This is a genomic window from Halomonas rhizosphaerae (assembly GCF_030012485.1).
Taxonomy (GTDB): domain Bacteria; phylum Pseudomonadota; class Gammaproteobacteria; order Pseudomonadales; family Halomonadaceae; genus Halomonas; species Halomonas rhizosphaerae.
The window spans coordinates 138,668-155,613 of the sequence record NZ_JASCQQ010000039.1; the positions used below are offsets into that span (position 1 = coordinate 138,668).

The window sequence follows — 16,946 nt, forward strand, 5'->3', positions numbered from 1 at the left end:
TGGCGTCTTCTGGATTTCACTGAGCTCAATCATACCGAGCAAGTGCTCACCATCACAGGGGCCTGCATGCCTTGAGCCCCACCCCGCCGCACGGCAGACTGGGCGGGTCGTCAACGAGGAAGACGCTGCCCATGCTCCCCTGGCTCCCTGACCGCCCCGTGGGCTTCCCGCCCGTCGCGTCTGCCCTGCGCGACCCCGACGGCCTGCTGGCCGCCGGCGGGGCCCTGACCCCGGAATGGCTGCTGGCCGCCTATCGCCGCGGCATCTTCCCGTGGTTCAGCAATGACCAGCCGGTCCTGTGGTGGAGCCCGGACCCGCGCATGGTGTTGTTTCCGGACGAGATTCGGGTGCGGCGCAGCCTCACCAAGCGGCTGCGCAACGGCGGGTTCCGGGTCACCGCCGACACCGTCTTCGAACGGGTGGTGGCGGCATGCGCGGCCCCCCGCGACGGCCAGCCCGGCACCTGGATCACCGCCGAGATGCGGGCGGCCTATGGGCGCCTGCACCGGCTGGGCGCCGCCCGTTCGGTGGAGGTCTGGCGCGCAGGCGAGCTGGTGGGCGGCCTCTACGGGGTGGCCATGGGGCCGGTGTTCTTCGGCGAATCAATGTTCTCCCGTCAGGCGGATGCCTCGAAGGTGGCACTGGTGCATCTCGCTCGCGCCATGGCCGCCGGGGGTGGCCGGCTGATCGACTGCCAGATGCACACCGGCCACCTGGCCAGCCTGGGGGCCAGGGACATCGCCCGGAGCGAGTTCATCGGCTATCTTGAACAGTGGCTGGGCGATGCCGGCAGTGACTGCCGGGAGACGGTCGACGGCGCCTTGGCACCGACCTGGTCCTTCGATGCGATCGACACCCTTGCATGACCGGGCCACCGATTCAGAGGAGATGGCAGCCTTGAGCAGCAATGCCCCCCGGCAGCCGGTCAGGGACCTGCGTTTCTTCCTGACCGTGCCCCATGCCTGCAGCTACCTGGAAGGCCGCGAGGCGACCACCCTGTTCCTCGACCCTCAGGAGTCGCCGGGCCAGGGCGTCTACGATGCCCTGGCCCTGCTCGGCTTCCGCCGCAGCGGCCGTCACCTCTATCGCCCACACTGCGATGCCTGCAACGCCTGCATCTCGGTACGTATCCCGGTGGCCGAGTTCGCGCCGAATCGCACCCAGCGCAAGCTGGCCCACCGCAATGCCGACCTGACGCTGCACGTGCGCCCCGCCCTCTTCGATGCCGAACACTATGCGCTTTATGCCCACTACGTCCGGACCCGTCACGCCGACGGCGACATGTATCCACCGAGTCACGAGCAGTACCGTACCTTCCTGACCCTCGACCAGACCTATGCCCGACTGCTGGAGTTCCGCCTCGACGGCCGGCTGGTGGCCGTCTCGGCCTTCGATCAGCTCGAGCACGGCCTCTCGGCCATCTACACCTTCTTCGATCCCGCGCCGGAACTGGAGCGTCGCTCGCTGGGCACCTTCGCCGTGCTCTCGCTGATCCAGCGGGCCAGGGACCAAGGCTTGCCACACATCTATCTGGGCTACTGGATACGTGAGTGCCGCAAGATGAACTACAAGCAGTCCTTCCGACCGCTGGAGATGCTCGACGGCCGCCACTGGCGACGCATGATTGCCATGTAAGAGTGACCGGTGGGCAGGTTCCTTTGCCTTGACGAGCGGCATGCGGCACAATATCGCGCTATCCTGTCGGCACGGGCGGCGAGGCCGTGAGACCGTGCCGCCTTCTTTCGTCATCATCAGCGAGGAACCGCCTATATGGCACGTGAAGACCATATCGAAATGGAAGGCGTCGTGGTCGATACCCTTCCCAACACCATGTTCCGCGTCGAGCTGGAGAACGGCCACGTGGTTACCGCCCATATCTCGGGCAAGATGCGCAAGCACTACATCCGCATCCTCACCGGCGACAAGGTGAAGGTCGAGCTGACCCCCTACGACCTGTCCAAGGGCCGCATCGTCTACCGCGCCCGCTGAGCCTCGGCCGGGCACGCCACAACGCCCCGCCCCCAGACTCGAGCGCCGGCCGCACCCCGCGTCCGCCGCCTCCCCCGCTGCAAGGCCTGAACGAACAACGCCCCGTCCGCAGACAGGGCGCTGTGTGACGCTGGGTGCCCGAGCCCCGTCAAGGGGCGTCGGCCAGTTCCGACTCCGTGGATAGGTGGAGCTCGCCATCTTCCACGCTGACGTGCACCACCCCGCCGTGCTCGGCCAGCTCGCCAAACAGGATCAGCTCGGCCAGCGGCTTCTTGAGCTTCTCCTGGATCAGGCGAGCCATCGGGCGTGCCCCCATGTCGGGGTCGTAGCCCTTCTCGGCAAGCCAGTCCCGGGCGGCCTCGTCCACGTCGAGCTGGACCCGCTTCTCGTCGAGCTGCGCCTGGAGCTCGACCAGGAACTTATCCACCACGTTACGCACCACCGAGGTGGGCAGGGAATGGAACTGGATGATGCCGTCCAGGCGGTTGCGGAACTCCGGCGAGAAGGTCTTGCGAATCACCTCCATGGCGTCCGTGGAGTGGTCCTGGGTCTGGAAGCCGATGGAGCGCCGCGTGGCCTGCTCGACCCCGGCGTTGGAGGTCATGATCAGGATCACGTGACGGAAGTCCGCCTCGCGGCCGTTGTTGTCGGTCAGGCGGCCGTGGTCCATGACCTGCAGCAGCAGGTTGAAGACCTCGGGATGCGCCTTCTCGATCTCGTCGAGCAGCAGCACGCAATGGGGCTGCTTGGTGATCGCCTCGGTCAGCAGGCCTCCCTGGTCATAGCCGACGTAGCCGGGAGGCGCGCCGATCAGCCGCGACACGGTGTGGCGCTCCATGTACTCCGACATGTCGAAACGCACCAGCTCGATGCCCATGATATGGGACAGCTGCCGAGCCACCTCGGTCTTGCCCACCCCGGTCGGGCCGGCGAACAGGAAGCTGCCCACTGGCTTGTCCGGCGACTTGAGGCCGGCCCGCGAGAGCTTGATCGCCGCGGCAAGGCTGTCGATCGCCTCGTCCTGGCCGAACACCAGCATCTTCAGGTCGCGATCGATGTTGGCCAGCAGCTTTCGGTCGGAGCTGGAGACGCTCTTCGGCGGGATCCGCGCGATGGAGGCCACCACCGCCTCGACCTGGTCAACGTCGATGGTGTCCACGCGCACCTCCGGCGGCAGTAACCGCTGGTGGGCGCCGGCCTCGTCGATCACGTCGATGGCCTTGTCGGGCAGGTGGCGATCGTTGATGTAGCGGTCCGACAGCCGGGCGGCACTCTCCAGGGCCGCATCGGTGTACTTCAGCTGGTGGTGCTCCTCGAAGCGCGAGCGCAGCCCCTTGAGGATGCGGGTGGTGTCCTCCACCGAGGGCGCCATGACATCGATCTTCTGGAAACGGCGCGCCAGGGCGCGATCCTTCTCGAAGATACCGCGGTACTCCTGGAAGGTGGTGGAGCCGATGCAGCGCAGCTCTCCCGAGGAGAGCAGCGGCTTGAGCAGGTTGGAGGCGTCCATCACTCCCCCGGAGGCAGCGCCGGCGCCGATCACGGTGTGAATCTCATCGATAAAGAGGACCGCATTGGGCTGCTTGCGCAGTTCGGCCAGTAGGTTCTTGAGCCGCTTCTCGAAGTCGCCGCGATACTTGGTGCCGGCCAGCAGGGCACCCATGTCCAGGGAGTAGACCACCGCATCGCTGATGACGTCGGGCACGTCCTCCTCGACGACGCGCTTGGCCAGTCCCTCGGCGATGGCGGTCTTGCCCACGCCGGCCTCGCCGACCAGCAGCGGGTTGTTCTTGCGCCGGCGGGCCAGGATCTGCACCACCCGCTCGAGCTCGTGGTCGCGGCCGATCAGCGGATCGATCTTGCCCAGCCGCGCCTGCTCGTTGAGGTTGGTGGCATAGCTGGTAAGCGGGTTGGAGCCGGTCTCGGCGCCGCCCTCCTCGGCCTCCTCGGCCTCCGGCGAGGGAGACGACTGGCTCTGGCCATGACCGGCCACCTTGGAGATACCATGGGCGATGTAGTTGACGGCATCGACCCGCGCGACGTTCTGCTGCTTGAGGAAGTAGACCGCCTGGCTCTCCTGCTCGGAGAAGATCGCCACCAGCACGTTGGCGCCGGTGACCTCGCTCTTGCCGGAGGACTGGACATGGAAGACGGCACGCTGGAGCACGCGCTGGAAGCCCAGGGTCGGCTGCGTCTCCCGGTCCGACTGGTCCTCGGGGATCAGCGGCGTGGTGGAATTGATGAAATCCTGCAGGTCGGACCGCAGCTTGTCGAGGTTGGCCCCGCAGGCACGCAGCACGTCCGCCGCCGAGGCGTTGTCGAGCAGCGCCAGCAGCAGGTGCTCCACGGTCATGAACTCGTGGCGCTTGGAGCGGGCCACGGTGAAGGCCGTGTTCAGGGTCAGTTCAAGTTCTTTACTCAGCATGGCAGTCCCCTTCTCGCCGCCCAGGGCTTCGTGTCGGATCATTCATGGTCCGGCATCATCAACATCGGGTACAAACGGTGCCGTTGCAAGTCTCCCTTCAACGCAGGACCGTCACTGTCCCTCTTCGACCATGCCGCTCAGTCAGCCGCCTCGATGTCGCACAGCAGCGGATGCTGACACTCTCTTGCATATTGATTGACCTGATGGCTTTTGGTTTCCGCGATGTCGCGGGTGAAGACGCCACAGGTGGCCTTTCCCCGGGTGTGCACGGTCAGCATCACCTGCACCGCGGTCTCGCTGTCCATGTGGAAGAAGGTCTGCAGCACCTCGACCACGAACTCCATGGGAGTGAAGTCATCGTTGTGCAGCACCACCTTGTACAGGGGGGGACGCGCCACCTTCGGGTCGGCATTCTGCACCGCCAGATCGCCGTCGTCCTCCTCGTGGCCCGGGGGCCGTGTCATGCCCCCCACCGGGGTCACCGTGGTCACTCGCCGCGCCACCTCATCGTCTCTACTGAACATAAGAGCCACTATCCATCTCGACAAGCCGGAGGCCGTCCATCATCTCAACCGTGATTGGACGCCACCGCGCCGGCAGGGTTCACCGCCTGGGTTCGATACCAGGACGCCTTAACGCAAAGGGCCCCCATCCGCCGGGTGGCGGACGGGGGCCCCGGGTCCGGCGTCGCGACTTACATGTTGTCGGCGACGGCCTGGCCGAACTCGGAGCACTTGAGAAGCTTGGCATCGTCCATCAGGCGATGGAAGTCATAGGTAACCTCGCCCTTGGAGATGGCCTTCTCCATGCCCTTGAGCACCAGGTCGGCCGCCTCGACCCAGCCCATGTGGCGCAGCATCATCTCCGCGGAGAGGATCAGCGAGCCCGGGTTGACCTTGTCCTGGCCGGCGTACTTCGGCGCGGTACCGTGGGTGGCCTCGAACATGGCGGTCGTGTCGGAAATGTTGGCGCCCGGCGCGATGCCGATGCCGCCCACCTCGGCCGCCAGGGCGTCGGAGAGGTAGTCGCCGTTGAGGTTCAGGGTGGCGATGACGTCATACTCGGCCGGGCGCAGCAGGATCTGCTGCAGCATCGCGTCGGCGATAACGTCCTTGATGACGATCTCCTTGCCGGTCCTGGGGTTCTTCATGGTCATCCACGGGCCGCCGTCGAGCAGCTCGGCACCGAACTCCTCCTTGGCGAGCTCGTAGCCCCAGTCCTTGAAGGCCCCCTCGGTGAACTTCATGATGTTGCCCTTGTGCACCAGGGTCAGTGACTCGCGGTCGTTGTCGATGGTGTACTGCAGGGCCTGACGCACCAGCCGCTTGGTGCCCTCGACGGAGACCGGCTTGACGCCGATGCCGCAGTTCTCGGGGAAGCGGATGTTCTGGACGCCCATCTCCTCGCGCAGGAACTTGATGACCTTGTCGGCCTCCTGGCTGCCGGCCTTCCACTCGATGCCGGCATAGATGTCCTCGGAGTTCTCGCGGAAGATCACCATGTCGACGTCACCCGGCTTCTTGACCGGGCTCGGCACGCCCTCGAACCAGCGCACCGGGCGCTGGCAGACGTAGAGGTCGAGCTTCTGGCGCAAGGCGACGTTCAGGGAACGAATGCCACCGCCCACCGGCGTGGTCAGCGGGCCCTTGATGGACACCACGTAGTCCTTGACCGCTTCGAGGGTCTCTTCCGGCATCCAGGTGTCGGCATCATAGACGTGCGTGGCCTTCTCGCCGGCGTAGACTTCCATCCAGTGGATCTTGCGCTCGCCGTTGTAGGCCTTCTGCACGGCGGCATCGATGGCGATCATCATCGCCGGCGTCACGTCGACACCGATGCCGTCACCCTCGATGTACGGGATGATCGGATTGTTCGGCACGTTCAGGGTGTTGTCGGCGTTGGCGGTGATCTTCTGGCCACTCTCAGGAACGACGATCTTGTTGAACCCCATGGCGAACTCCCCTTTTGGTCTATTGAGTGGAGCCCGGAGTGTACCACTCCCCCCCAGCGGGGGTAAGCTGCGCGGGACACTTGTCGACAATCTTGATAGGCTTATCACATCCGCCGGGGCGCCCGCGCATGGCACCCCCTTCCATGCCACCGCAGTGACCAGAGAGATCCACGCCCCATGCCCCACACGCCGAAGATTATCTACACCTTTACCGACGAGGCGCCTGCGCTGGCGACCCACTCGCTGTTACCGATCATCGACGCCTTCACCGATGCTGCCGGTATCGACGTGGAAACTCGCGACATCTCCCTGGCGGCACGGATTCTCTCGCAGTTTCCCGACTACCTGGCAAAGGACCAGCGTGTCGAGGATCACCTGGCCGAACTGGGCGCCTTGGCCAAGACGCCGGAAGCCAACATCATCAAGCTGCCCAACATCAGCGCTTCCATGCCGCAGCTTCATGAGGCCATAAAGGAACTGCAGGGACAGGGCTATCCCCTGCCGGACTACCCGTACGAGCCGAAGAGCGACGAAGAGACGGACATCCGGGCCCGCTACGACAAGGTCAGGGGGAGTGCCGTCAACCCGGTGCTGCGTGAAGGGAACTCCGACCGCCGTGCGCCCAAGGCCGTCAAGGCCTATGCCCGAAAGTACCCGCATCACATGGGCGAGTGGAGCCAGGCCTCGCGCAGCCACGTCTCTCACATGCACGGCGGCGACTTCTACCACGGCGAGAAGTCGATGACCCTGGATCGCGCCCGCAAGGTGAAGATGGAACTGATCACCAAGAGCGGCCAGGCACACGTGCTCAAGCCCGATATCTCGCTGCAGGAAGGCGAGGTCATCGACAGCATGTTCATGAGCAAGAAGGCACTGCTCGAGTTCTACGAGCGGGAAATCGAGGATGCGCGCAAGACCGGCGTGATGTTCTCCCTGCACGTCAAGGCGACCATGATGAAGGTCTCGCACCCCATCGTGTTCGGCCACTGCGTGAAGATCTTCTACAAGGACGCCTTCGAGAAGCACGGCGCGCTGTTCGATGAGTTGGGCGTCGACGTCAACAACGGCATGGCGAACCTGTACGAGAAGATCGACACGCTGCCCGAGACCCAGCGCGAGGAGGTCATCCGCGACCTGCACGCCTGCCACGACCAGCGGCCGGAACTGGCCATGGTGGACTCGGCGCGCGGCATCACCAACTTTCACTCGCCCAGCGATGTGATCGTGGACGCCTCGATGCCCGCCATGATTCGTGCCGGCGGCAAGATGTACGGCGCCGACGGCCGCCTCAAGGACGTCAAGGCGGTGATGCCGGAGTCGACCTTCGCGCGCATTTACCAGGAGATGATCAACTTCTGCAAATGGAATGGTGCCTTCGACCCGGCCACCATGGGCACCGTGCCCAACGTCGGCCTGATGGCCCAGAAGGCCGAGGAGTATGGCTCCCACGACAAGACCTTCGAGGCCCCGGAGGACGGTGTCGCCAACATCACCGACCTGGAGACCGGCGAGGTGCTGCTCTCCCAGACCGTCGAGGAGGGCGATATCTGGCGGATGTGCCAGGTCAAGGATGCGCCGATCCGCGACTGGGTGAAGCTGGCGGTGGAGCGCTGCCGCGACTCCGGCATGCCGGCCGTGTTCTGGCTCGACCCCTACCGCCCGCACGAGAACGAACTGATCAAGAAGGTCAGGGCCTACCTCGAGGAGCACGACACCGACGGGCTCGACATCCAGATCATGTCCCAGGTCCGGGCGATGCGCTACACCCTCGAGCGCGTGGTCCGCGGCCTCGACACCATCTCGGTGACCGGCAACATCCTGCGCGACTACCTCACCGACCTGTTTCCGATCCTGGAGCTGGGCACCAGCGCCAAGATGCTCTCCATCGTGCCCCTGATGGCCGGTGGCGGCATGTTCGAGACCGGGGCCGGCGGCTCAGCCCCCAAGCACGTCCAGCAGCTCCTCGAGGAGAACCACCTGCGCTGGGACAGCCTCGGCGAGTTCCTCGCCATGGGAGCCTCCCTGGAGCATCTCGCCAAGCGGTTCGGCAACGCCCGCGCGACCCTGCTGGCCGAGGCGCTGGACAAGGCCACCGGTGAGTTCCTCGAGCACAACAGATCGCCCTCCCGCAAGGCGGGAGAGCTGGACAACCGCGGCAGCCACTTCTACCTCGCCCTCTATTGGGCCCAGGCGCTGGCCGCCCAGGACGAGGATACCGAACTCAAGCGACTCTTCACCCGCCTGGCCGAGACGCTGACGGCCAACGAGGCGTTCATTCTCGAGGAGCTGAACGGTGTGCAGGGGCACCCGGTGGACATCGGGGGGTACTACCATGCAGACCCTGAGCTGGCCCGTGCCGTCATGCGTCCCAGCAAGACCCTGAACGACGCCCTGGCCCTGGTCGCCCAGGACTGACGTATCGCCCGAGGCGACCTGCCGCCCTCTTCGGGCGGCCCTTCCGGCTCCCGTCCGCCCTTGGCGGAGGGAGCCGTTGCGTTATGGCATCGGGCGTTGATTGACGTCAGGTACTCGGTATAGTGGAAGGACACGATGAACCTTTACCTGCTGCACAAGCCCTACCGCATGCTCTCCCAGTTCACCGACCGTCGTGTCGACGAATCGGAGCGCCGCGCGACCCTGGCCGAGGTCATCGATGTGCCCGGCATCTACCCGGCGGGTCGACTCGACCATGACTCCGAGGGGCTGCTGCTGCTCAGCGACGACGGCGAGCTGATCCATCGCATCAGCGACCCCCGCCACAAGCAGCCCAAGTCCTACCGCGTGCAGGTAGAGGGTGAGCCCGACGAGGCCGCCCTGCAGGCACTGCGCGACGGCGTCATGCTCAAGGACGGCAGGACCCGGCCCGCGAAGGTGCGGCGCCTGGCCGAGAGCGGGCTGCCCGAACGCGACCCGCCCCTGGACACGCGACGCCACCCGCGCACCACCTGGCTGGAGCTGACGCTCACCGAGGGCCGCAATCGCCAGGTCCGCCGCATGACCGCCCATGTCGGCCATCCCACCCTGAGGCTGGTCCGGGTGGCCATCGGCCCCTGGCGCCTCGACGGCCTGGCCCCCGGGCAGTGGCGACGGGAGACCCTTCACGCCCCGCGCAGGCCGCCGGCAGGCGCTCGTCGGGGCCGAGCAACAGGAGGCCGACGATGAGCCGCTGGCAGCCCTATATCAGCGTGGCCACCGTGGTGGAGCGGGCCGGGCGCTTCCTGATGGTGGAGGAGGACCGTGGCGGGCCCGAGACCCTCTTCAACCAGCCCGCTGGCCACCTGGAGCCCGGCGAGCGCATCCAGGAGGCGGCCCTTCGCGAGCTGCGCGAAGAGACCGCCTGGCAGGTAGGCATCACCGACTACCTGGGCATGTACGTCTACCGCACACCGGATGGCCTGACCTTCCACAGCCACGGCTTCTTCGGCATGGCGCTGGCCCACCTGGGCAACGAGCTGGACCCGGCCATCCTCGCCGTGCACTGGCTGACCCTCGACGAGCTCGAGGCGCTGGACCGGGAAGGCCGCCTGCGCAGCCCGCTGGTGATGCGGCGCGTCCGCGATGCCCTGGCGAGCCGCTTCTATCCCATGGACGTGATCCACGAAAGATAAGCGCCGAGCACCGAGCCATCATCCGGATCGACGCTCGGCGCCTGGCGGCAAGATCATGTATAATCCCCGCCCATTTGAGCCACACCCGATTCGAGAGCGCCCATGACCGCCACCACAGGCAAGGTGATCGTCGGCATGTCCGGCGGCGTCGACTCCTCCGTGTCTGCCCTGCTGCTGCTGGAGCAGGGCTTCGACGTCGAAGGCCTGTTCATGAAGAACTGGGACGAGGACGACGGCACCGAGTACTGCACCGCCAAGGCCGACCTGGCCGACGCCGAGGCCGTGTGCGAGAAGCTCGGCATCCGGCTGCACACCGCCAACTTCGCCGCCGAGTACTGGGACAACGTCTTCGAACACTTCCTGGCCGAGTACCAGGCCGGGCGCACGCCGAACCCGGACATCCTCTGCAACCGCGAGATCAAGTTCAAGGTGTTCCTGGAATACGCCGAGATGCTGGGTGCCGAGAAGATCGCCACCGGCCACTACGTCCGCGGCGCCGTTCGCGACGGCCACGCACGCCTGCTCAAGGGGCTCGATCCCAACAAGGACCAAAGCTACTTCCTGCATGCCGTCCCCGAGGCCGCCATCGCCCGCACGCTCTTCCCGGTGGGCGAGCTGGAGAAGCCCGAGGTGCGCGCCATCGCGGAACGCCATGACCTGGTCACCGCGCGCAAGAAGGACTCGACGGGCATCTGCTTCATCGGCGAGCGCCGCTTCCGCGACTTCCTCAAGCAGTACCTGCCCGCCCAGCCCGGCGTGATCGAGACCCCCGAGGGCGAGGTGATCGGCGAGCACATGGGGCTGATGTATTACACCCTCGGCCAGCGTCAGGGACTCGGCATCGGCGGGCTCGCCAACCATCCGGACGCGCCCTGGTACGTCGCCGCCAAGGACCTCGAGCGCAACGTGCTCGTCGCCGTGCAGGGCAAGCATCACCCACTGCTCTATACCGATGCGCTGGCCACCGAGGCAGTGGACTGGGTGGCCGGCACGCCTCCGGCCGCCGAGGGCCGCTACACCGCCAAGACCCGCTACCGGCAGGCCGACGTGCCCTGTACTTTCCACACGCGGGAGGATGGCGGGGTGGCGGTACGCTTCGATGAGCCCCAGCGCGCCGTCACCCCCGGTCAGTCGCTGGTCCTTTACGATGGTGAGATCTGCCTCGGCGGCGGGGTGATCCGCGAGACCTGGAACGCCACGGAGCCTGCCTGATGACCGCCTCGACCCCGATCCACCGCGCCCCGGACACCCCGACGGCCCGCCAGGCCCTGGCACTCGCCGGGGTCTTCCAGGCCGCCAGCCTGGTCGACGAGCTTGCCCGCACCGGCCAGGTCGACCAGCGCGCCTGGGAGACGCTGATTCGCGCCACCTTGGACACCAACCCCGAGAGCTTCGAGGCGATCTACGGCGGCCACCCCAACAACCTGCGCCGCGGCCTCGAGGTGCTCGAGGGTGTGGTCGGCCGCCAGCAGGTCAACCCGGTGGTGCTGCGCTATGGCTTCTCGCTGCTGATGCTGATGAACAAGCTGCGCGGCAACGATGCCATGATGGATGACCTCGGCACGCGCCTGACCCGGATCCAGGGCCAGGCCGAGCACTTCGGCGAGACCCACGAGAACGTCATCGCCAGCCTCGGCGAGGCCTATCAGGAAACCCTCTCGACCCTCAAGACCCGGATCGTCGTCCAGGGCGACCCCTCGCTGCTGCAGAGTCGCATGATGCCCGAGCGGGTGCGCGCCATCCTGCTCGCCGGCATCCGTTTCGCCCTGCTCTGGCACCAGCAGGGGGGGCGGCGCTGGAAGCTGGTCTTCCAGCGAGGCGCCCTGAAGAAGACCCTCGACCAGCTGGGCTGACCCTTCCACATCCCTTGACCGGAACCCGACCATGCAAGCCGCTTCCCTGCCTCTCTCCGCCCTGACCGCCCTCTCCCCCGTCGACGGCCGCTACGCCGGCAAGGCCGAGGCCCTGCGCGAGCACTTCAGCGAGTTCGGCCTGATCCGCGCCCGGGTCATCGTCGAGATTCGCTGGCTGCAGCGTCTCGCCGAGCACCCGCAGATCACCGAGGTCCCCAGGCTCTCCGCCGAGGCCACCGCCTTCCTCGAGACGCTGCTGCGCGACTTCTCGCTGGAGGACGCCGAGCGCATCAAGGAGATCGAGCGCACCACCAACCACGACGTAAAGGCGGTGGAGTACTTCATCAAGGAGAAGATCGCCGGCCAGCCCGAATTGCACGCCGTCACCGAGTTCGTGCACTTCGCCTGCACCAGCGAGGACATCAACAACCTCTCCCACGGCGTGATGCTGACCGACGGCCTGAAGAGCTTGCTGCCGGTGATGCACCGCGTGGCCGACGAGATCGCCCGGCTGGCCCATGAGCACGCCGCCCAGCCGATGCTCTCGCGCACCCACGGCCAGACGGCGAGCCCCACTACCCTGGGCAAGGAGATGGCCAACGTCGCCTATCGGCTGCGCCGCCAGCTCGCGCAGATCGAGGGCGTCGAGATGCTGGGCAAGATCAACGGCGCGGTGGGCAACTACAACGCCCACCTCGCCACCTACCCGGAGGTGGACTGGGAGGCCAACGCCCGCACCTTCGTCGAGGGCCTGGGGCTGACCTTCAACCCCTACACCACCCAGATCGAGCCCCACGACTACATCGCCGAGCTGTTCGACGCGGTGTGCCGTTTCAACACCATCCTCATCGACTTCGATCGTGACGTCTGGGGCTACATCTCGCTGGGCTACTTCAAGCAGAAGACCGTCGAGGGCGAGATCGGCTCCTCGACCATGCCCCACAAGGTCAACCCCATCGACTTCGAGAACTCCGAGGGCAACCTGGGGCTTGCCAACGCCATCCTCGGCCACCTGGCCCAGAAGCTGCCGATCTCCCGCTGGCAGCGCGACCTCACCGACTCCACGGTGCTGCGCAACCTGGGGGTCGGCCTGGCCTACGGCCTGATCGCCTATGAGGCCTCGCTCAAGGGCATCGGCAAGCTCGAGGCCAACCCGGCGCGCATCGCCGAGGACCTCGATGCCAGCTGGGAGGTGCTCGCCGAGCCGATCCAGACGGTGATGCGCCGCTACGGCATCGAGAAGCCCTACGAGAAGCTCAAGGAGCTGACCCGCGGCAAGCGCATCGACCAGACCGGCTTCGCCGCCTTTATCGACACCCTGGAACTGCCTGCCGAGGTGAAGGCCGAGCTCAAGGCCCTGAGCCCGGCGACCTATATCGGCAACGCGAAAGAGCAGGCGAGGAAGCTATGAACTCCGATGCGCCGCTGCCCATGCTGGGCGGCCTGACCGCCGCCGAGTTCCTGCGCGACGTCTGGCAGCAGAAGCCGCTGCTGATCCGCGGCGCCTTCCCCGACTTCCAGTGCCCGCTGGACCCGGACGAACTGGCCGGGCTGGCCTGCGAGGAAGGCGTCGAGGCCCGCCTGGTGGAGGAACAGGGTGCCGACGGCCCCTGGCAGGTTCGCCACGGCCCCTTCGATGAGGCCACCTTCGCCACACTGCCCGAGCGGGATTGGACCCTGCTGGTGCAGGCCGTGGACCATTACGTGCCCGAGGTGGCCGAGTTGCTCGAGGCCTTCGACTTCCTGCCACGCTGGCGGCTCGACGACATCATGATCAGCTACGCCCCCCCGGGCGGCAGCGTCGGCCCCCATGTCGACCAGTACGACGTCTTCCTGCTGCAGGGCAGCGGCCAGCGCCACTGGCAGCTGGGCGGAAAGGTCGACGACGAGGCCCCCATCCTCGACGGCATCGACCTGCGCATCCTCGAGCGCTTCGAGGTGGCCCCGGGTGATGACTGGGAGCTCGAGCCGGGCGACATGCTCTACCTGCCGCCCGCCTGGGCCCATCATGGCGTCAGCCAGTCCGACGACTGCCTGACGCTCTCGGTGGGCTTCCGCGCCCCCTCCGCGGACGAGGCGATCACCTCGTTTGCCGACTATCTCGGCGAGCAGCTGCCGGCATCACGGCGCTACGCCGATGCCGGCATGGCGCCGCCCGAGGACCCCGCCGAGCTCGACGACGCCTCGGTGGCGCGCATGCGCCGCCTGATCCTGGAGACCCTGGACGACCCGGCCCAGCTGGCCCAGTGGTTCGGCCGTGTGATGACCCAGCCCAAGTACGTCGACCAGCTGGTCCCCACCGAGAGCCCGACCGAGGCCGAGGCCCTTGTCGCCGCCCTACAGGAGGGCGAGGAACTGGTACGAAGCCCCGGTTCGCGCTTCGCCTGGCGGGCCCTGGACGACGACCGCGCGACCCTCTTCGCCGATGGCGACGGGCTGAACTGTGCCCTGCCCCTGGCCCGGCATGTGGCCTCCGACGCCCCGCTGGACGCCGAGGCGCTCGCCCTGCCCGGCGCCGCCGCGCTGCTCGCCCGCCTGCTCGATATCGGCAGCCTCGGCTGGGCCGGGGACTTCGCGGAGGAGTGAGCCCATGGATACCTCCATCGAGATATGCGAAGGCGACTGGTCGGCACTCGGCGAGGCCGCCTCGGCGATTCGCCGGCTCGTGTTCATCGAGGAGCAGCGAGTGCCGCAGGAGGAGGAGTGGGACGGCCGCGACCCCGACTGTCGCCACTTCCTGGCCCTGCACGACAACCTCCCGCTGGGCACCGCTCGGCTGCTGCCCGATGCCCATATCGGGCGGGTGGCCGTGCTCGCCCAGGCCCGCGGCCTGGGCATCGGCGCGGCCCTGATGCGGGCCGCCATCGAGGCCGCCCGCCGCGATGGCCATGCCAGGGTGGAGCTCGCCGCCCAGACCCATGCCCTGGCGTTCTACGAGCACCTGGGGTTCGTGGCCTTCGGTGATGAGTTCCTCGATGCCGGCATTCCGCACCGCAATATGCGCCTCGCCCTGGACGCTTGAGTCGCGCCTCCCCTCCCTCCCCAAGGAAATTCGACTACAGGAAAGGCCGCTCGCCGCCCCCTCCTGTAGTCGAGCTACAACGCCCTCTCCCCCCAAGGGTCAATTGCTGAAGCCCGTCGCCAGGGCCATAGTGGCTCACATGGCGAGGGTAAAACGGCTGTTTGCCTGGCGACCGACAGGATCAGGCAGATCGGCTGGCATACCCTCCCCAGGGTTCGACCAAGGCCGTAGAGACAAGCCCCCGCCCTCTGGTCGACCCTGACAGTACTTCGCAGGTGCAGCATAAGGCATTGCCGAATGATGCAGCAGGCGACTCCAGCGGCCGCGACACCGGTTCTTTTCCGACATCGCGATCACGAGATTCCACTCCTGACCCGAAGGATGGCCCCATGACGACATTCAAAGACGAACTCAAGGCTCTGGCTCAACTGCGTGAAGCCCAGCAGGGCAAGTGGGACAACATCAACCCCGAGCATGCCGCCCGCATGCGGGTGCAGAACCGCTTCCAGACCGGCCTGGACATCGCCCGCTATACCGCCAGGATCATGCGCGAGGACATGGCGGCCTATGACGCCGACACCTCGCAGTACACCCAGTCGCTGGGCTGCTGGCACGGCTTCATCGGCCAGCAGAAGATGATCTCCATCAAGAAGCACTTCGGCACCACCAAGCGCTCCTACCTCTACCTCTCCGGCTGGATGGTCGCCGCCCTGCGCTCCGAGTTCGGCCCCCTGCCCGACCAGTCCATGCACGAGAAGACCACCGTGCCGGGCCTGATCGAGGAGCTCTACACCTTCCTGCGCCAGGCCGATGCCTGGGAGCTCAACCATCTCTTCCGCAACCTGGACGAAGCCAGGAAGGCCGGTGACCAGGCGAAGGCCGACGAAGCCATGGCGAAGATCGACGGCTTCGAGACGCACGTGGTGCCGATCATCGCCGACATCGATGCCGGGTTCGGCAACGCCGAGGCCACCTACCTGCTGGCCAAGAAGATGATCGAGGCCGGGGCCTGCTGCATCCAGATCGAGAACCAGGTCTCCGACGAGAAGCAGTGCGGCCACCAGGCCGGCAAGGTCACGGTGCCCCACGAGGACTTCATCGCCAAGATCAACGCCGTGCGCTATGCCTTCCTGGAACTCGGCGTGGATGACGGCGTGATCGTGGCCCGCACCGACTCCCTGGGCGCCGGCCTGACCCAGAAGATCGCCGTGACCAACGAGCCGGGCGACCTCGGCGACCAGTACAACAGCTTCCTCGACGGCGACGAGATCGCCTCGGCCTCCGATATCAATAACGGCGACGTGGTGATCAAGCAGGACGGCAAGCTGGTCAAGCCCAAGCGCCTGGCCTCCGGCCTCTACGAGTTCAAGCCGGGCACCGGCGAGGATCGGGTGGTGCTGGACTGCATCACCAGCCTGCAGAACGGTGCCGACCTGCTGTGGATCGAGACCGAGAAGCCCCACGTCGGCCAGATCGCCGGGATGGTCAACCGCATCCGCGAGGTCTGCCCGGACGCCAAGCTGGTCTACAACAACAGCCCGTCCTTCAACTGGACCCTGAACTTCCGCCAGCAGGTGTTCGATGCCTGGGAGCAGGACGGCAAGGACGTCTCCGCCTACGACCGCAACAACCTGATGAGTGCCGACTACGACGACACCGAACTCGGCCGGCTGGCCGACGAGTGGACCCGCAACTTCCAGCGCGACGCCGCCCGCGAGGCCGGCATCTTCCACCACCTGATCACCCTGCCGACCTACCACACCGCGGCCCTCTCCACCGACAACCTGGCCAAGGGCTACTTCGGCGACGAGGGCATGCTGGCCTATGTGGCCGGGGTGCAGCGCAAGGAGATCCGCGAGGGCATCGCCACCGTCAAGCACCAGGACATGGCGGGCTCCAACATCGGTGACGACCACAAGGAGTTCTTCCACGGCGAGGCAGCGCTCAAGGCCGGCGGCAAGGACAACACCATGAACCAGTTCGGCTGAGGCCACTGGCGGTAACGACTGGAACCCTTGGGAGGCCGATTGGCCTCCCTTTTTTCATATTGTTGACCGCAAGGCGACGCTACACTCGTGGCAGGAAGCCCGACGCGCTG

Annotated in this window: 15 protein-coding genes; 12 read left to right on the forward strand and 3 right to left on the reverse strand. The window is 66.5% G+C overall.

The features are described from left to right. Positions 1-131: 131 nt before the first annotated feature. The 3 genes from aat to infA all read left to right on the forward strand — a co-directional run bounded on the left by aat (position 132) and on the right by infA (position 1,989). Complete coding sequence (aat, locus tag QLQ86_RS19215; protein ID WP_282737030.1) at positions 132-866, forward strand: leucyl/phenylalanyl-tRNA--protein transferase; 735 nt, start codon at positions 132-134, stop codon at positions 864-866. A gap of 31 nt (positions 867-897) precedes the next feature. After that, complete coding sequence (locus QLQ86_RS19220) at positions 898-1,635, forward strand: arginyltransferase (RefSeq protein WP_282737029.1); 738 nt, start codon at positions 898-900, stop codon at positions 1,633-1,635. Positions 1,636-1,770: 135 nt separating this feature from the next. Then, positions 1,771-1,989 carry a translation initiation factor IF-1 gene (infA, locus tag QLQ86_RS19225; protein WP_040185975.1) on the forward strand — a complete coding sequence of 73 codons (219 nt, stop codon included), beginning with the start codon at positions 1,771-1,773 and terminating at the stop codon, positions 1,987-1,989. Positions 1,990-2,137: 148 nt separating this feature from the next. On the opposite strand, the gene clpA is transcribed toward infA, so the two are convergent. From clpA to icd, 3 genes are all read right to left on the reverse strand, one after another. Next, complete coding sequence (gene clpA, locus QLQ86_RS19230; RefSeq protein WP_282818203.1) at positions 2,138-4,414, reverse strand: ATP-dependent Clp protease ATP-binding subunit ClpA; 2,277 nt, start codon at positions 4,412-4,414, stop codon at positions 2,138-2,140. Positions 4,415-4,551: 137 nt separating this feature from the next. Beyond that, positions 4,552-4,878, reverse strand: a complete 327-nt coding sequence (gene clpS / locus QLQ86_RS19235) for an ATP-dependent Clp protease adapter ClpS (RefSeq protein WP_282737073.1) — start codon at positions 4,876-4,878, stop codon at positions 4,552-4,554. Between the two features lie 230 nt (positions 4,879-5,108). After that, on the reverse strand, positions 5,109-6,365 hold the full coding sequence (gene icd / locus QLQ86_RS19240) for an NADP-dependent isocitrate dehydrogenase (RefSeq protein WP_282737028.1): 1,257 nt from the start codon (positions 6,363-6,365) through the stop codon (positions 5,109-5,111). Positions 6,366-6,542: 177 nt separating this feature from the next. Between icd and QLQ86_RS19245 the strand changes: the two genes are divergently transcribed. From QLQ86_RS19245 to QLQ86_RS19285, 9 genes are all read left to right on the forward strand, one after another. Further along, entirely contained in the window at positions 6,543-8,780 is a 2,238-nt protein-coding gene (locus QLQ86_RS19245) for an NADP-dependent isocitrate dehydrogenase (protein WP_282818081.1), read from the forward strand. 135 nt (positions 8,781-8,915) lie between these two features. Further along, positions 8,916-9,527 (forward strand): pseudouridine synthase, encoded by a 612-nt coding sequence (locus QLQ86_RS19250; protein WP_282818082.1) that lies wholly within the window; start codon positions 8,916-8,918, stop codon positions 9,525-9,527. After that, the gene (locus QLQ86_RS19255; protein ID WP_282737025.1) at positions 9,524-9,973 is read left to right on the forward strand and encodes an NUDIX domain-containing protein; all 450 of its coding nucleotides are present in this window, start codon (positions 9,524-9,526) and stop codon (positions 9,971-9,973) included. Before QLQ86_RS19250 ends, QLQ86_RS19255 begins: the two co-directional genes overlap by 4 nt. A 102-nt stretch (positions 9,974-10,075) precedes the next feature. Continuing rightward, positions 10,076-11,185 carry a tRNA 2-thiouridine(34) synthase MnmA gene (gene mnmA / locus QLQ86_RS19260; RefSeq protein ID WP_282818083.1) on the forward strand — a complete coding sequence of 370 codons (1,110 nt, stop codon included), beginning with the start codon at positions 10,076-10,078 and terminating at the stop codon, positions 11,183-11,185. Beyond that, on the forward strand, positions 11,185-11,826 hold the full coding sequence (gene hflD / locus QLQ86_RS19265) for a high frequency lysogenization protein HflD (protein WP_282737023.1): 642 nt from the start codon (positions 11,185-11,187) through the stop codon (positions 11,824-11,826). The genes mnmA and hflD overlap by 1 nt, the downstream gene beginning before the upstream one ends. Positions 11,827-11,872: 46 nt before the next feature. Further along, positions 11,873-13,237, forward strand: coding sequence for an adenylosuccinate lyase (gene purB / locus QLQ86_RS19270; RefSeq protein ID WP_282737072.1), 1,365 nt, complete (start codon positions 11,873-11,875; stop codon positions 13,235-13,237). Next, entirely contained in the window at positions 13,234-14,412 is a 1,179-nt protein-coding gene (locus tag QLQ86_RS19275; protein WP_282818084.1) for a cupin domain-containing protein, read from the forward strand. Before purB ends, QLQ86_RS19275 begins: the two co-directional genes overlap by 4 nt. 4 nt (positions 14,413-14,416) lie before the next feature. After that, positions 14,417-14,848 carry a GNAT family N-acetyltransferase gene (locus QLQ86_RS19280; protein WP_282818085.1) on the forward strand — a complete coding sequence of 144 codons (432 nt, stop codon included), beginning with the start codon at positions 14,417-14,419 and terminating at the stop codon, positions 14,846-14,848. Between the two features lie 389 nt (positions 14,849-15,237). After that, positions 15,238-16,836, forward strand: coding sequence for an isocitrate lyase (locus QLQ86_RS19285; protein WP_282818086.1), 1,599 nt, complete (start codon positions 15,238-15,240; stop codon positions 16,834-16,836). Positions 16,837-16,946 lie beyond the last annotated feature (110 nt).

Bases quoted from the DNA above. Each gene is read 5' to 3' on its own strand.
- QLQ86_RS19255 (WP_282737025.1), top strand. From the start codon at position 9,524: ATGAGCCGCTGGCAGCCCTATATCAGCGTGGCCACCGTGGTGGAGCGG.
- infA (WP_040185975.1), top strand. From the start codon at position 1,771: ATGGCACGTGAAGACCATATCGAAATGGAAGGCGTCGTGGTCGATACC.
- QLQ86_RS19245 (WP_282818081.1), top strand. From the start codon at position 6,543: ATGCCCCACACGCCGAAGATTATCTACACCTTTACCGACGAGGCGCCT.
- mnmA (WP_282818083.1), top strand. From the start codon at position 10,076: ATGACCGCCACCACAGGCAAGGTGATCGTCGGCATGTCCGGCGGCGTC.
- QLQ86_RS19275 (WP_282818084.1), top strand. From the start codon at position 13,234: ATGAACTCCGATGCGCCGCTGCCCATGCTGGGCGGCCTGACCGCCGCC.
- QLQ86_RS19250 (WP_282818082.1), top strand. From the start codon at position 8,916: ATGAACCTTTACCTGCTGCACAAGCCCTACCGCATGCTCTCCCAGTTC.
- aat (WP_282737030.1), top strand. From the start codon at position 132: ATGCTCCCCTGGCTCCCTGACCGCCCCGTGGGCTTCCCGCCCGTCGCG.
- QLQ86_RS19280 (WP_282818085.1), top strand. From the start codon at position 14,417: ATGGATACCTCCATCGAGATATGCGAAGGCGACTGGTCGGCACTCGGC.
- icd (WP_282737028.1), bottom strand. From the start codon at position 6,365: ATGGGGTTCAACAAGATCGTCGTTCCTGAGAGTGGCCAGAAGATCACC.
- clpA (WP_282818203.1), bottom strand. From the start codon at position 4,414: ATGCTGAGTAAAGAACTTGAACTGACCCTGAACACGGCCTTCACCGTG.
- QLQ86_RS19285 (WP_282818086.1), top strand. From the start codon at position 15,238: ATGACGACATTCAAAGACGAACTCAAGGCTCTGGCTCAACTGCGTGAA.
- clpS (WP_282737073.1), bottom strand. From the start codon at position 4,878: ATGACACGGCCCCCGGGCCACGAGGAGGACGACGGCGATCTGGCGGTG.
- hflD (WP_282737023.1), top strand. From the start codon at position 11,185: ATGACCGCCTCGACCCCGATCCACCGCGCCCCGGACACCCCGACGGCC.